This is a genomic window from Bradyrhizobium sp. AZCC 1721 (genome assembly GCF_036924715.1).
Lineage (GTDB): Bacteria > Pseudomonadota > Alphaproteobacteria > Rhizobiales > Xanthobacteraceae > Bradyrhizobium.
This window is the reverse complement of the sequence record NZ_JAZHSB010000001.1, coordinates 3,415,388-3,429,402: the sequence shown is the minus strand read 5'-3', so window position 1 is coordinate 3,429,402 and position 14,015 is coordinate 3,415,388. Positions and strand designations below refer to the sequence as shown.

The window sequence follows — 14,015 nt, the reverse complement described above, 5'->3', positions numbered from 1 at the left end:
GTGATTCGTGCTCGCTGAAACTACCGATCAATATCTGGACAGCCTCAATCCCGAGCAGCGCAAGGCCGTCGAGCACGGCATCGGCCCGGATGGAATCATAGGCTCGCCTCTCCTTGTCATTGCCGGCGCAGGATCCGGAAAGACCAACACGCTCGCGCACCGGGTTGCCCACCTCATCATCAAAGGCGCCGACCCGCGCCGCATGCTGCTGATGACGTTTTCGCGCCGTGCCGCCGCCGAGATGACGCAGCGTGTCGAACGCATCGCGCGCCGTGTCCTCGGCGACAAGGCCGGTATCATGACGGAGGCGCTGACCTGGGCCGGGACCTTTCATGGCATGGGGGCGCGGCTGCTGCGCGAATATGCCGAACGCATCGGCTTCGATCCGGCCTTCACCATCCATGATCGCGAGGATTCGGCAGACCTGCTCAATCTGGTGCGTCACGAGCTCGGATTTTCAAAGACCGAGTCTCGTTTTCCGACCAAGGGCACCTGCCTTTCAATCTATTCCCGCTGCGTGAACGCGCAGGCGCCGATCGAGGCGGTGCTCGGACAGCATTATCCCTGGTGTTCGGGATGGGCTGACGAACTCAAGCGATTGTTCGCTGCTTACGTCGAGGCCAAGCAGAAGCAAAACGTGCTCGACTATGACGACCTGCTGCTGTGGTGGGCGCAGATGGTCTCGGAGCCTGCAATCGCGCAGGAGATCGGCGGCCGGTTCGATCATGTCATGGTCGACGAATATCAGGACACCAATCGGCTTCAGGCGACGATCCTGCTGGCGCTCAAGCCGGATGGACGCGGCCTTACCGTGGTCGGGGACGACGCCCAATCGATCTATTCGTTTCGCGCGGCCACTGTCAGAAACATTCTGGATTTTCCCGATCACTTCAGCCCAAAAGCAGAGATCGTCACGCTCGACCGCAACTATCGCTCCACTCAGCCGGTTCTGACGGCCGCCAATGGCGTGATTGGACTTGCCAGGGAACGGTTCACCAAAAACCTCTGGACCGAGCGCAATTCGGCCCAGCTACCCCGTCTGGTCACGGTTCGCGATGAGGCCGACCAGGCGCGCTACATCGTCGAGCAGGTGCTGTCGAACCGCGAGGAAGGATCGCGTCTCAAGGAGCAGGCTGTTCTGTTCCGGACGTCCTCGCACAGCGGCCCGCTGGAGGTCGAGCTGACGCGGCGCAATATTCCCTTCGTCAAGTTCGGCGGCCTGAAGTTTTTGGACGCCGCCCACGTCAAGGACGTGCTGGCGCTGCTCAAGTTCGTCGAGAACCCGCGGGACCGCGTCGCCGGATTCCGCGTGCTTCATTTGCTGCCCGGTATCGGCCCGGCGTCGGCGCAGCGCATTCTCGATCAAACCACCGTAATGGCCGATCCGATCGCCGCGCTTGCAGCGCTGCCGACGCCTCCCCGCGCCGGCCAGGATTGGACCGCGTTCGTCGAAACGCTTGGTAATCTCCGCTATTCGGAATGGCCTGTTGACATCGAACGTATCAGGCTCTGGTACACCCCGCATCTGGAGCGCATCCACGAGGATGCCGAGGTGCGGCTGGCCGACCTGCTGCAGCTCGAGCAGATCGCGTCGGGCTATCCTTCCCGCGAACGCTTTCTGACCGAGCTCACGCTCGATCCGCCTGACGCGACCAGCGATCGCTCCGGGCCACCACTGCGAGACGAGGACTATCTGATCCTGTCCACGATCCACTCTGCCAAGGGGCAGGAATGGACGTCGGTATACGCCTTGAACGTGGTCGACGGCTGCATGCCGTCTGACCTCGGCGCCGGCACGACGGCTGAACTCGAAGAAGAGCGACGTCTTCTGTATGTTGCGATGACGCGCGCCAAGGACGATCTGCATCTGATCGTGCCGCAGCGCTTCTTCGTGCACGGTCAGCAGGCACGCGGCGACCGACATGTCTATGCGTCCCGGACGCGCTTCATACCGGATCATCTTGTGAAGCTGTTCGATCGGCACACATGGCCGGCGGCGCCAACGGCCGCACGCCCGACGCCAAGTCAAAGCGTGCAGATGGATATTCGTGAGCGCATGCGCGGCATGTGGCGTTAGCAGCGTGGCCGGACGAGCAACCGGGTCGCGCGAATGCGCGACCCGGTTTGGCTCATACAGGCTGCTTGCTACTCGTTACTTGCCGGTGAGAACGCGGCTACCATCCGCGATTCATGTGGCGTACCTCGCCGGTTCGCGAGTCGACATAGACTTCCATCCAGCGGCCCGCGCGGTCGCGGCCTTTGATCTCCCACTGATTGCCTTGGAACTGGGTGTAGGACACCGTCATGACGCCGAGACCGGTCGCGACGTCGAGCGCGGTCTCCATCGAAATCTGGTCACCGGAATCGAAGGCGACGGCAGGTGTCGCTGCACCAAGCGCTAAGGCAGTGACAATTGGAAGAATGACATTTCGCATGGATACTCCTGTCGAACGCGTTGAGCTGTTACGCCAGTTAGAACGAGCGGCAGGGTAGTGTGTTCCGACACCAGAGATCGTGGAACAGCATGAAATTTCGGCAGGTGAGGCGATTTTGCGGCGGTTCCCGCTCACTAACTAACTCGCCATACAGCTTGGAGCAGCGTAGTACCCAAGCGTTGTCCGGATGATCGTCGAGCAAAAGAAAAGCCCGGCTCAAGGCCGGGCTTTTCGTGTATTAGCGCCTGTCCTGACCGTGGCCTCCGCCACCGCCCGGTCCACCGCCACCGCGCGGTGCGATCTGCGGCGCGCCGCCGCCCTGCGGCGTCGCGGGCGCTGCTGCGCGCGGGGCGGCCGGGGCCGGCGTCTGCTGCGCGCGTACGTTCGGCGGGCCGCCACCACCGCGCGCCGCATCGGGCTGCGTCATGCGGGGCGTGGCACGCTCCATCCGCGGCGCAGCCGCGCGCGGTTCGTCATGGCCGCGGGCCACGATCGGCGGCGTCTGCTGCGTGCGTCCACCGCGGACCATCGGCTGCTCGCGCACCGTCGTTCTTGCGTTCTCACGCGTCAGCCGTGCGCTCTCTCGCGCCGTCCGCGCGTTTTCGCGCGTCATGCGGTCCTGCACCACCGCGCGTTCGCGCGCTTCGCGTGCGCCACGCGTCGTGATGTCCCTCTCCCGCGTCACGCGTTCCGTCACGCCGGCGCGGCTCCGCTCCGTGACACCGGCGCGCGTCCGTTCCTCGACGCGGGCACGCGACCTCTCCTCGACGCCGATACGCGCATTTGCACGCGTCCTTGCCTCGGGGAGCGCACCATCGCGCGCGACCGCCGCGCGGCCGATCCGGGCCGCCGAGCGGTCGATCGTCAACCGCGTTGCGACACGCTCATGCGACCGCCAGTAGCCACTCCAGTGGGCGCGGCGGTGATACCAGGGACGTGCCGCATAGTGGCTCGACCAGTACGTGGTCAGCACGAACGGCACGATGGGAACGTCGATCTCGTCGACATAGTCGGGCAGATAGACGTAGCGGTTGCGGTAGAGATATTGGAGATACCGCGACGACACCCAGCCACGATCCTCCGACCAGCTCACATCGCACCAGGCCTTGCCTCTGAAGCACCCGTGGATGTTGACACGGGTGCCGCCGGGAATGCGGTCGACGGTCGGAAAGCCTTCACCGGGCCCGGCCTTCAGGCTGACCGTGGTGGTAACGATGCCCGGCGCCGCCAGTGCGGCGGTCGGCATCAGCAGCATGGCTGCTGCAATGAACAATGCTCTAAATTTCATGGCGAATTCCTCCTCTCGAGCAGGAACGCCGCAGCGAAACAGGTGTTCCCTGAGGAGTGAGGGCGTAGCCGAAGAAAGCAGGCGTCTCGCAGGCGCGAGACGGGGCGCTCTCGTTGTCATGGGCTCCATTGCGCAAATTCTCAGGGCGATCTCGGCAGGCGAGCCGCGGAGACCACGAGTATCCCTTCCCCTTACCCACCTTCCGGTTTGATCCCCGCCGCCTTCATGATCGGCAACAGTCGCGCTTCCTCGCTATCACGATAAGCCGTGATCTCCTGCGGGGTGGTCGGCCACGTAGTGGCGCCTAAGTCGGCGTAGCGCTGTTTGAGCCAGGGGTCGTTCAGGGCCTTTGCGGTGAGCGCGTTGATCTGCGCGACGAGGTCGCCCGGCATGTTGGCGGGGCCGATCAGTGCGGTCCATGAGGTCATCTCGTAGCCGGGCAACAGTTCGGCGAACGCCGGCACGTCGGGAAGCTCCGCGATCCGCTTCTTCGCGGTGACCGCCACGGGGCGGATCGCACCCGAGCGCACGCTCGGCAGCGAGCCTGGCAGGTTGTCGAACAACAGATCGACATTGCCGCCGAGCAGGTCGTTCAGCGCTGGAGCTGCGCCGCGATAGGGCACGTGACGGAGCTGGACGCCGGCCATGCTGTTCAGCATCTCGCCGGAGAGATGCAGCGTGGTGCCGAAGCCCGCGGAGGCGTAGGTGTATTTGCCCGGCTCCTTCTTGAACGCCGCGAGCAATTCCTTCAGGTCCGCGGAGAACAGGTCCTTCTTCGCGCTTAAAATGTTCGGCAATTGCCACATGCCGGTGATGAAGGTGAAATCCTCGCGCGGGCGATACGGGAGTTTTGCGTAGCTACCGATTGCGAGCACGTTGGAGGCGATGCCGCCGAGCCCGACCGTGTAGCCGTCCGCCGGCGCTTTTGCGATCGCGTCCGCGCCCAGCACACCGCCGGCGCCGGCCTTGTTCTCGACCACGAAAGATTGCCCGGACAGTTCGCTCATCTTCTGGCAGAGCAGGCGCGAGAGCGTGTCGGTGGCGCCGCCGGCCGGAAAGCCGTTGACGTATTTCACGGGCCGGATCGGCCAGGCCTCTGCCGCGCGTCCCGCGTGCGGCATAAGCCACGGCGCGGCAACGGAAGAGCCAAGGAGCGCAAGCGCGCGACGGCGGTCGATAGACAGCGGCATCGGTGTCCTCCCCTTTAAGACCATGAGCCGCGTCGCAGCTTTTCGCTGTTCTCTTCTCCTTCGCTCCGTCTTCGATCGGCGTTCCGCGATGATCTCTGACGAGAGGTGGGGCGCGTTCGGCTAACACAGCTTACGGGCTGTCCGCGATGCTGGGAACCCGCTCACTAAACAAAAGGACCCCGACGATGGCGCAGCCCACTCACCCCGGGACAGTCGACCCGGATCTGTGACCTGGCCCACACGCGGTTCAAACCACCTGCCCTACACTTTCGCCCGTGGTGCTCGAGTTCCGGGGACGAATATGGACGACGAGTTTTGCAGGGAAAGGGCAAGGACAGTCAGGGCCCTCGCCGAGCAAGCTGACCCGTTGATCAAGAGGCGGCTGCTGCAACTCGCCTCCCACTACGAGCGCAGGATCACGCGGCCATCCTATATCCGAGGCAACCAGGCGGCGGCAGTGTCCCGGCCGTTTGAGGGCGCTTGGGAGCAAGAGGTCGAGCAATCGACCGAACGACCGGACCCTGATCGTCAATAGCCCGCCCTACTCATTGACGCCGCCAGCTCTGGCATTCTCTATCGGGGTGCACCGCGCGGTTTGACTGCCCCCTTCTTCCACAGCCGAAATCCGCCCTCGAACGCGTTGGTGTTGGCGCCGAGGCGGACCTTGCGCGGCAGCTTGTCGATCTTGTCGGCGTTTCCGCCGCCCAGCATGACGTAATCCGGCTCCAGTGCAGCGAGCAGACGCTTCAGGACGTCATCGACCGCGCGTTGCCATTTCTTCCTGCCAACGCGCTTGAGGGCTGCGGCACCGACGCATTGCTCGAACGTCTTGCCGTTGCGGTACGGCAGGTGAGCGAGCTCCATCGGCTCCAGAATGCCATCCACGATCATCGCGGAGCCAAGACCCGTTCCGAGCCCTAAGAACAGCATCCGGCCGCCCTGGTAGCTGCCGATCGCCTGCATCAGCGCATCGTTGACGACCTTGGTCGGGCGGCCGAAGGCCTTTTCGAAATTGAAACCGGCCCACCCGAGACCGAGATTGTGAGGCTCCGACAAGGGCCGGTTGTTGACCACAGGTCCGGGATATCCGACGGCGATGACGTCATAGGACCAGTCCTTCGTCAGAGCCTTGACCTTCCTCACCATCACTTTCGCGGATAGCTCGGGACCGGACGCAAACGCGCGCCTGGTTCGCTCCCTGCTCGTCATGACCTTCACGCGCGAACCACCGATGTCGATCACGAGGACCGTATGCCGCGACGCCCGCTTGCCCGTTTTCTTCGCCATGAATTCGCGCCCTGCTCGGTCGGATGATCATAGCGCCAGCCGATGCTTACCTGAAGCAGAGAGACAAGCAGCGTCACAGCTTTGTTCTGCATCCGACTCTATTTTCTTCGCAAAGAACGAATCGGAATCGTGCAAATCAGCGCGAGCCAGTTCTTAACAACGCGTTTTGCTTCGTGCTTGCGTAGCACGGATGCGTGCTCGACCCGTCGGCTCATGCGACGCGCGGCCCGCGACGAGCGCAGTAGCGCTCGCGTAGTGATGACAGGCTCCGCGCAGTCCGCCGCTTCGCTCGCATCCAATCGGCGCGTCGGTGCCAGCAAAGAAAAAGCAGCACCACAGCTTTGTTCTCCATCCGACTCCACTTTGTTCGCAAAGAACGAATCGGAATCGCGAGAAATCAGCGCGAGCCAATTCTTAACAACGCGTTTGCTTCGCGATTGCGCGCCGACGACGCACGCGCTCATCACGAAAAAGCCCGCGACGACATCGCGGGCTTTTTTGCAAGGCTGGGACTTAGTGGGTCGCTCGTCAGCGCCTGTGTACGGCTTGCAGTAACAAGCTAAGCTCAAGCGCCGATCAAACGGCTGTGCTCAGCGAATGGCGCGACCGGTGGTATCGGTCTGGCCTTGTGCGGTCGTGATCCTGTTCCGCGGCGTCAGGACGCTGAGCTGAAACGGCGTGGCCGAATTTGCGACCGGCGACGCTTCCTGGACGTTTTCAGCGCCCAGCGCCTGAACCTGCGCGGCCGAAACCGGAAAGCCCGCCTTTTCAAAAGCCGGCAACTCGGCCGCGACAGCGGAGGTCACAGCCGGAATCGCGAGCAGAGCGGCGGCAGCGATGGACAGGGAAATCTTCTTCACCTCAGTTCTCCATAGGTAGCTTGAAATACGGACCTAATAGTCATTTTGCTGCGCTGCAATAGCACATTGTTGCAATGCACACATGCGAGGATAGAATGCGGAACCGGCCGTTGGTCGCGCGATCAGTCGCAAAGGTTCGCCGGAATTTTCCGCGTTGCAGCCAGGAAATCAGAAGGTGCGGCGCAAGCCGGAGGCTCCATTTGGCAGCGGAGCAAGCGGCACCCCTCTCCCTAACCCTCTCCCGCAAGGGGAGAGGGAACCCATCCACGCTGCGTCCCTGACGGTGCAGACCAGAACAACTGTATGGTTCTGTTAGATGAGCACGCTCGTCAGGCTCCCTCCCCCCCTTGCGGGGGAGCGTTGGGGGGAGGGGTAAGCCGCGAGCTCCGCCCTCTCGTGCTGTGCCGCGTAATCCGCCGCTCTCGCGATGAATTGGCGGGGCCGCTATCTACACGATGAAGTCGAAAGACGTGGAGGGCCGGGACAAGCTCGGCCAGCGTTGTCTCAGGCCGCCTTCGCTTCCTTCTCCGGCGGCGCGGTTTCCATGGCGCGCATGTAGAGATCGAGCAGGCTTTCGCGCTCGTCGCGCTCGTCCTGGTCCTGCTTGCGCAGCTTGATGATCTCCTTGAGGATCTTCACGTCAAACCCTTCGCCCTTGGCCTCCGAAAACACTTCCTTCTTCTGCTCGTTCAGCTCCTGCAATTCGCTGTCGATGTTCTCGATCCGCTCAACGAAAGAACGAATCCGCCCGCCGGGAATGGTGATGTCAGACATGGTGCCTCTTTGTTGAATAGGATCGTGAAAATGCCCGCAAACAAATAACCAATGTGTTAACCTCGGCAGGTTCCCGCCCGGCAATTCGCCATTTCCCAGACTTATCCGCATGAACGTGATTTCGATTCAGTCGCAGGTCGCTTTCGGCCATGTCGGCAACAGCGCCGCGGTGTTTCCGATGCAGATGCACGGCATCGACGTCGTGGCGGTGCCGACCACGCTGCTTTCCAACCGGCCGGGCTATCCGACCATCCGCGGCCGCGTGCTCGCTGCAGATCTCGTTGCCGATCTGCTGCGCGGCATCGAGGAGCGCGGTGCGATCGACGCCGCGCAGATGATCCTGTCGGGCTATCTCGGCTCGGCCGAGAACGCCAACGTGGTTGCGGACTTCGTCGCGCGCGCCAAGGCTCGTAATCCGACGCTGCGCTATTGCTGCGATCCCGTGCTCGGGGATCGCGACCGCGGCCTGTTCGTCCACGCCGACATCCCCCCGCTGGTGCGCGATCATCTCTGCGCGCTAGCCGATGTCATCACGCCCAATCATTTCGAATTCGAATGGCTGTGCGGGACGAAGGCTGCGACGATCGATCAGGCAATCGCGGCGGCGCGCGCGCTGATGGCGCGCGGCCCGTCGACCGTCGTGGTCACCAGCGCCGAGCTGGCCGATACGCCGGAAGGCGAGATCGAGACGCTGGCCATCGAGCGCGCAAAGGCGTGGCGCGTGCGCACGCCGAAACTGCCGATCAGTCCGAACGGCACCGGCGATCTCTTTGCCGCGCTGTTGGTATCCACCCGCCTCCGCGGCGCAAACACGCCGGAAGCGCTCAGCCACGCCGCCTCCGCCATCTTCGCCGTGCTGGAACGCACCGCGGCCAGCGGCATGGAGGAAATGCGCATCGTCGAGAGCGCAGCGTCACTTGTTGATCCGAAGCGCCGGTTCGACCCCATCGCTATCAGCGGATCGTAGGCCGATTAGCCCGCTCGACTCACCCGCTACTGCACGACGTCGAGTTTGACCTTGGCAACACCTTTCCCCACCATTCCCAGCGCGTCGGCTGCGGAATAGGAGACGTCGACAACGCGCCCCCGAACGTAGGGACCGCGGTCGTTGACCCGTACCGTCACCGACTGGCCGCTCGCGACGTTTGTCACGCGCAACTTGGTGCCGAACGGCAATGTCGGATGGGCGGCGGTCATTTCCATCGTATTGAACTTTTCGCCGCTCGCGGTCTTCGTTCCCTCGGTGTAGAAGCTGGCAACCCCATGCGAGGCCGTCTTGGTGCCGCCTGCATCCCTGCGCGACGCAGACCGGGTGTGCTTTCTCACGGCGGCCACGCGCCTCTTCATCATGGACGATGTGGTTCGATCCTGGTCCAGCGACGCCTGCCGGCTGGCGCGAAGCTCGGATTTTTGGGTGACGACCGAGGACTGCGCGCAAGCCGCAAGCGATGCCGCTCCCAGCGTGACAGCAAGCAGTCGTATGAATCTCCCTGCGCGCCCGGCCGTGATTGATCGCGCTTCAAGTTGAGTCCGGCCTGCCCGGACGTCGACGCACGAAGTACTGGTGCAGCCAATGGAAGACATGTTGCATTTCCCCGCCCGCGCCCCAGCCCAAGCCGAAAACCAACACGCGTCCATCGCGGGACCGAATCTGGGCGGAAGCGTGACCGGACCCGATCAGGCACAGCTTCCTCAGCGCAATTTGGTTCGAGTGTGGTGATTGGGTCACAGGAATTAGGAGTTCAGCCAGAATTGCGACATCGGCTCAGATCAGCTACCCGACCCACTCAGCCGAAGGGAGAGAAACATGCAAGTCGCAGTCGTCGGAGCCGGTGCGGTCGGATGCTACTATGGCGGACTGCTGCTCAAAGCCGGGCATGACGTGACGTTCATCGGCCGGCCGCCGCATGTCGACGCCATCAACACGCATGGCCTGCTGCTGGACACCACGAGTTTCAGGGAGTACCTGCCCGCCCGCGCCGCGACCGACACGACTACCCTCGCCTCGCCCGATCTGGTGCTGGTCTGCGTGAAGTCGGCCGATACCGAACTGGCCGGCCGGTCGCTCGCCGGACGACTGCGGCCGGAAACCTCCGTGCTCAGCCTGCAGAACGGCGTCGACAACGCACCGCGCCTCTCTGCCGTCACCGGCCACGCTGTCATTCCCGTCGTCGTCTATGTCGGCAGCGAGATGGCCGGTCCCGGCCACGTCAGGCATCACGGCGGCGGCGATCTCGCCATCGGCCCCTCGGCCGCGAGCGCAGCGCTGGCCGAAATGCTTCAGGCCGCCGGCATCGGCATCACGATCGCCGACGACATCGACCGGACGCTGTGGAGCAAGCTGATCATCAACTGCGCCTTCAACGCGCTGTCTGCGGTGGCGAGCATTTCCTACGGGCCGATGCTGGACGTCGCAGGCACCCGGGATGTCGTCACAAGCGCGGTGCAGGAAGCGATATCCGTCGCCCGCGCGTGCGGCGTTTCGATTCCCGACGACCTCCTCGAGCATATCCTGAACATCCCCACCATGATGCCGAACCAGATGTCGTCCACCGCGCAGGATCTCGCCCGCGGCAAGCCCAGCGAGATCGACTTTCTCAACGGCCATGTGGTGCGCAAGGGCGCCGAACTCGGCATCGTGACGCCGACCAATCAGGCGCTGCAGGTGATGGTGAAGCTCGCCGAACGCGGCAAGGAGATATCGCGGCAACGGCAGTAGCGGGCTGCATGCCGCGCACACTGGTCTGGCGCGCTCTCACCCGCCCATCACATTTCCCCAGCCGTCGAACACATATTCCCGCCACGCCACTGTGCCGTCGTCTCGCGCGCGGCTGAAGCGGCGGAAATCGTCGGCCTCATCGCCGATCCAGGTGATGATCTGGTCGCTTGCGAGGTCGTGCAGGACGGCGGGCTCCGATGGGTTGAAGCTCGTCATGGGGTGCATCGTCGGGTGTTCCGTCATGTCGTTGCAACGCTTTCGCAGCGGCGAAGGTTGCGCATCCTCGCAACCTCCTGCCCGCAACGGCGTTGTCGCAAATCTCTCAAGGAGGCACGCACCATGCGGAACAAGGCGCCAAATTCGCAAAGCACCAAAACGCGCTCGAACGCCCAGATGCAGGCGGCCAACTCAATGCTCAATCCCGGCGATGAAGCAGCCCCCGGGACGCCCGGCACCGGCGACGACATCTGCCCCGAATGTCACGGCAAGGGCCGCATCAACGGCTCTCCCTGCCCCAATTGCGGCGGCGGCGGAACGATCACCCGCGCCATCGGCGGCGCGTGAATACGCGTATGCCATTTCGTAGAGCGTAGATTTGGCGGATTAGCCGAAGGCGTAATCCGCCAATGGTGCCGCCTACGCGGTTCGCTTCTCGAGAATCTTGCGGAAATCCGTGGCGAGGCTCGCGTAGTAGCCGGCCAGCCCTTCGTAGAAGGCCTGTTGCGCCTTGTCCGTGGCCTCCTTGGCCTTTGCTTCGCACTTGCCGGCCCGGCTCTCGTACTTCTCCACCTTGGTCTGAAGTTCAGCCACTACCATCGTCATTACTCCCCGCCACCACACATGCTGATGATGCTATGCCGGCAAAAGTCGAAAAGATGGCCGCGTCGGGGAGATTTCGCAGCGTTGCCGTGAGCAAGCGATGGCGACGCGGCCTATCGCGACGGCACCGGCGCCGGCGGACGCATCGATGATCGCGACTTGGCTGACGCTGCCTGCGGCTTCGCCGCGGCGCGCTTTTCGCTATCGATGGATTCCAGATAGGACGTCAGCGCCCAGGCCGAGCTCGCGCCGGTGGAATAGTGTTTTTGTAAAAACAAATAGAGCGTGAGGTGAAAGCGGCCCTTGGTGAGCCCACGCGGGCTGCGATGGCAGGACGCGCAACCTTCGGCAAACAGTTTCGGCGCCGGTTTGCCCTGATCGAGATTCTGCGCGACAGCCGGGCCGGAGAGCGCGGCCATCAACACAAGAACAAGCAGGCCGCAGCGCGCTTTCGTTGGCGACATCAATTCTACCCGTGCATGAAGCAAATGGATGAGCTGCCTGCGGCAGCTCAAGAAAGGCGGAAGATGGCAGGCAATTCGCAATCTGCTGTCCAGCCGTGGCGAAAAGTGGGTGCGTTTTCGCCAACATTGCGCTCCGTTCGGGGCATGGGAGATGTGCCCCTCAATAAGGCGGCTTCTTGCGCTCCCGCTGCGCCCGTGCCGCCTCCATCCACCACACGAGATCATCGGCGAAGCGCGGAAACGCGTGCGCCAGCGCCTTGCCGCCCTCGCCGATCGGCTTGCCGTCTTCGCTCAGCGTCTGCGCGATCGGCCCGACCGCGACCGAACTCGAAATCACCACCATGCCCATTTCCGAAAGCGTGCCGTGCCAGGCGAGCGCGGCACGTGCGCCGGAGAAGCGGCCGGCCGAATAGCTCGCGATCGCCGCCGGCCGCCAGAACCATTCTTCCAGAAAATGGTCGGTGAGATTTTTCAGCCCCGGCTGCATGCCCCAATTATATTCGCCGGTCACCAACACAAAGCCGTCGGCGCTGCGGATCTTTCCCGCAAGTTCTTCGAGCGCCGCGGGCGCACCACCTTTCGGATACTCCTTGTACATCCGGTCCAGCATCGGCAGGCCGATCGCCTTGGCGTCGATCAACTCGACATCATCGCCGCGCGCGCGAAACCCCTCGACGACGAACTGCGCGAGACGAATGCCCATGCGGTCGGAACGGTAGGAGCCGTAAAGGACGAGAATACGGTTGCTCATGAGACCTCAGCCCTCAGGACATTGGATGATGACACTGGAACCATGCGCGCCATTCTCATGCAAGGCCTGAAGCCGCCTCGATGGCCTTGGCAAGGCGATCGAACTCATCCTCGGCGCGACCGTGCTGAACACGATCATCTTCCTCGCATCTTCCTCGCGCTGCTGTCGTCCTATGCCGCAGCCACCCGCTGAAGATTCAAGCAGCCAACAAAAAAGCGGCCTTGCGGCCGCTTTTTTGAAATTGCTAGTCCGGCTCTACCAATAGCCGGGCCCGTCATAATAGGCATATGAATCGACGTACGGCGCACCCGCCGATTGCAGCCGCCGTTCCGACTGCCACGCCAACCGGTCCGCCGACATAGCCCGGGCGATAATACACGCGCGGGCCATACACACGCGGGCCGTAGTAATAGCTGTAGTCATAACGGCTTGGCGTTCGCACGCCGTATCCGCCGAGCAGATAGTCGGAGTTCGGGTGGGAGAACCCGATCATGCCGGGCTCCTGGGTGGCTTCCTGCGAGAGCGCAGGCGTCGCGAGCCCTACCGCAAGGATGGCGGCCGCGCCGAGCAGTGTGAGTTTTGTCATCGCTCATTCTCCAATGTGAACATGAAGAGCGAACGGGCAGGTAAGATGCTGGTTCCGGAGGCGAATTCACAGCGCCGTGAATATCAGCGGCGATTTGCTGCGGATCGCAAAGAGAAAAGGCCGACGGGCGTTACGCCGCCGGCCTTCTCTTGCAACTGCCGGCTCGGGAGGTCCGGTTCCGCTGCGATTCCATGCCTAAAATTTGACCATTACAGTCTTAACAAAATCCTAATACGCGACCGTGACGTGCATCACGGAGCGCCAGAACCTTGTCCGGCTAGCCTGCGACCAACAATGAAGATCGCCTGCAACAGGAGGCCCGACATGACCCAGGTCTATTTCCACTGCTCAAACTCCCGGGAAGTCCGGCTCGACCGATCCGGCGAAGCGGTGAGCGACCTCGCCGAGGCGCGTGACCGCGCCGCCTGCATCGTTCGATCGCTCATCATGGGGCGGGACGCGGAAGACTGGCGCGACTGGGTCGTGCATGTCAGCGACGATTTCGACGAGGAGATCTTCGTTCTGCCCTTCGCCTTCGTCCTCGGCAAGCCGCACTGAGAGGTTGCCATGTTGCTCCGCCGCCTAGATGCGATCATGGCACGGTGGCACCACCTGATCGAGCGCGCCTGCGACCCCTATCGTCCCGAGCGGCACTACATGCGCGGCCCCGGCCCAAAGTGGCACGCCAGGCATCCGGCAGGCAGCGCAGGCGCCGTCCTCTAACCTCACTGCGTCGTAAGCTCCTCATCATGAGGAGCGCCAACGGGTCTGCGCGTAGCGCGGCCCGATGACAGGCGCCGCGCCCGTGCCCGGCCGCCTGCAGGCATGATCGCTGCGCCCGG

At 63.3% G+C, this 14,015-nt stretch carries 19 protein-coding genes; 6 read left to right on the top strand and 13 right to left on the bottom strand.

Annotated features, from left to right (window positions below; genetic code table 11):
* Positions 1-7: 7 nt before the first annotated feature.
* The gene (locus tag V1273_RS16335; RefSeq protein WP_334410219.1) at positions 8-2,077 is read left to right on the top strand and encodes an ATP-dependent helicase; all 2,070 of its coding nucleotides are present in this window, start codon (positions 8-10) and stop codon (positions 2,075-2,077) included.
* Between the two features lie 97 nt (positions 2,078-2,174).
* On the opposite strand, the gene V1273_RS16330 is transcribed toward V1273_RS16335, so the two are convergent.
* The 7 genes from V1273_RS16330 to V1273_RS16300 all read right to left on the bottom strand — a co-directional run bounded on the left by V1273_RS16330 (position 2,175) and on the right by V1273_RS16300 (position 7,834).
* A complete protein-coding gene (locus V1273_RS16330) occupies positions 2,175-2,435 on the bottom strand; it encodes a PepSY domain-containing protein (protein ID WP_334410217.1) in 261 nt (86 codons plus the stop codon).
* A 238-nt stretch (positions 2,436-2,673) separates the two neighbouring features.
* Complete coding sequence (locus tag V1273_RS16325) at positions 2,674-3,723, bottom strand: SH3 domain-containing protein (RefSeq protein WP_334410216.1); 1,050 nt, start codon at positions 3,721-3,723, stop codon at positions 2,674-2,676.
* A gap of 191 nt (positions 3,724-3,914) precedes the next feature.
* Entirely contained in the window at positions 3,915-4,913 is a 999-nt protein-coding gene (locus V1273_RS16320; protein ID WP_334410215.1) for a Bug family tripartite tricarboxylate transporter substrate binding protein, read from the bottom strand.
* A 573-nt stretch (positions 4,914-5,486) separates the two neighbouring features.
* A complete protein-coding gene (locus V1273_RS16315; RefSeq protein WP_334410214.1) occupies positions 5,487-6,200 on the bottom strand; it encodes an ROK family protein in 714 nt (237 codons plus the stop codon).
* A 98-nt stretch (positions 6,201-6,298) separates the two neighbouring features.
* Positions 6,299-6,664, bottom strand: a complete 366-nt coding sequence (locus V1273_RS16310) for a hypothetical protein (RefSeq protein ID WP_334410213.1) — start codon at positions 6,662-6,664, stop codon at positions 6,299-6,301.
* Between the two features lie 126 nt (positions 6,665-6,790).
* Positions 6,791-7,060: a hypothetical protein gene (locus V1273_RS16305; protein WP_334410212.1), complete on the bottom strand. Its 270-nt coding sequence runs from the start codon at positions 7,058-7,060 to the stop codon at positions 6,791-6,793.
* Between the two features lie 504 nt (positions 7,061-7,564).
* On the bottom strand, positions 7,565-7,834 hold the full coding sequence (locus V1273_RS16300) for a DUF2312 domain-containing protein (protein ID WP_028346359.1): 270 nt from the start codon (positions 7,832-7,834) through the stop codon (positions 7,565-7,567).
* A gap of 109 nt (positions 7,835-7,943) precedes the next feature.
* Between V1273_RS16300 and pdxY the strand changes: the two genes are divergently transcribed.
* A complete protein-coding gene (gene pdxY, locus V1273_RS16295; RefSeq protein ID WP_334410211.1) occupies positions 7,944-8,801 on the top strand; it encodes a pyridoxal kinase PdxY in 858 nt (285 codons plus the stop codon).
* A gap of 26 nt (positions 8,802-8,827) precedes the next feature.
* On the opposite strand, the gene V1273_RS16290 is transcribed toward pdxY, so the two are convergent.
* Positions 8,828-9,343, bottom strand: a complete 516-nt coding sequence (locus V1273_RS16290; protein WP_442894157.1) for a septal ring lytic transglycosylase RlpA family protein — start codon at positions 9,341-9,343, stop codon at positions 8,828-8,830.
* A 298-nt stretch (positions 9,344-9,641) separates the two neighbouring features.
* Between V1273_RS16290 and V1273_RS16285 the strand changes: the two genes are divergently transcribed.
* The gene (locus V1273_RS16285) at positions 9,642-10,553 is read left to right on the top strand and encodes a ketopantoate reductase family protein (RefSeq protein WP_334410210.1); all 912 of its coding nucleotides are present in this window, start codon (positions 9,642-9,644) and stop codon (positions 10,551-10,553) included.
* A 36-nt stretch (positions 10,554-10,589) separates the two neighbouring features.
* Here the strand turns inward: V1273_RS16285 and V1273_RS16280 are convergent, their stop codons facing one another.
* A complete protein-coding gene (locus V1273_RS16280; RefSeq protein ID WP_334368658.1) occupies positions 10,590-10,769 on the bottom strand; it encodes a hypothetical protein in 180 nt (59 codons plus the stop codon).
* Between the two features lie 123 nt (positions 10,770-10,892).
* On the opposite strand from V1273_RS16280, the gene V1273_RS16275 reads away from it, so the two are divergent.
* Positions 10,893-11,117, top strand: a complete 225-nt coding sequence (locus tag V1273_RS16275; protein WP_334369300.1) for a hypothetical protein — start codon at positions 10,893-10,895, stop codon at positions 11,115-11,117.
* Between the two features lie 72 nt (positions 11,118-11,189).
* Here V1273_RS16275 and V1273_RS16270 read toward each other — a convergent pair whose 3' ends face one another.
* From V1273_RS16270 to V1273_RS16255, 4 genes are all read right to left on the bottom strand, one after another.
* Complete coding sequence (locus V1273_RS16270) at positions 11,190-11,369, bottom strand: hypothetical protein (RefSeq protein WP_028346363.1); 180 nt, start codon at positions 11,367-11,369, stop codon at positions 11,190-11,192.
* A gap of 116 nt (positions 11,370-11,485) precedes the next feature.
* Positions 11,486-11,836, bottom strand: coding sequence for a hypothetical protein (locus V1273_RS16265; protein ID WP_334368656.1), 351 nt, complete (start codon positions 11,834-11,836; stop codon positions 11,486-11,488).
* Positions 11,837-11,996: 160 nt separating this feature from the next.
* On the bottom strand, positions 11,997-12,587 hold the full coding sequence (locus V1273_RS16260) for an NADPH-dependent FMN reductase (RefSeq protein WP_334368654.1): 591 nt from the start codon (positions 12,585-12,587) through the stop codon (positions 11,997-11,999).
* A 274-nt stretch (positions 12,588-12,861) separates the two neighbouring features.
* Positions 12,862-13,173, bottom strand: coding sequence for a hypothetical protein (locus V1273_RS16255; protein WP_334410209.1), 312 nt, complete (start codon positions 13,171-13,173; stop codon positions 12,862-12,864).
* 324 nt (positions 13,174-13,497) lie between these two features.
* On the opposite strand from V1273_RS16255, the gene V1273_RS16250 reads away from it, so the two are divergent.
* Together V1273_RS16250 and V1273_RS16245 are read left to right on the top strand one after the other, a co-directional pair.
* The gene (locus V1273_RS16250) at positions 13,498-13,731 is read left to right on the top strand and encodes a DUF6894 family protein (RefSeq protein WP_028346366.1); all 234 of its coding nucleotides are present in this window, start codon (positions 13,498-13,500) and stop codon (positions 13,729-13,731) included.
* 9 nt (positions 13,732-13,740) lie between these two features.
* Entirely contained in the window at positions 13,741-13,896 is a 156-nt protein-coding gene (locus V1273_RS16245) for a hypothetical protein (protein ID WP_334368649.1), read from the top strand.
* Positions 13,897-14,015: the final 119 nt, after the last annotated feature.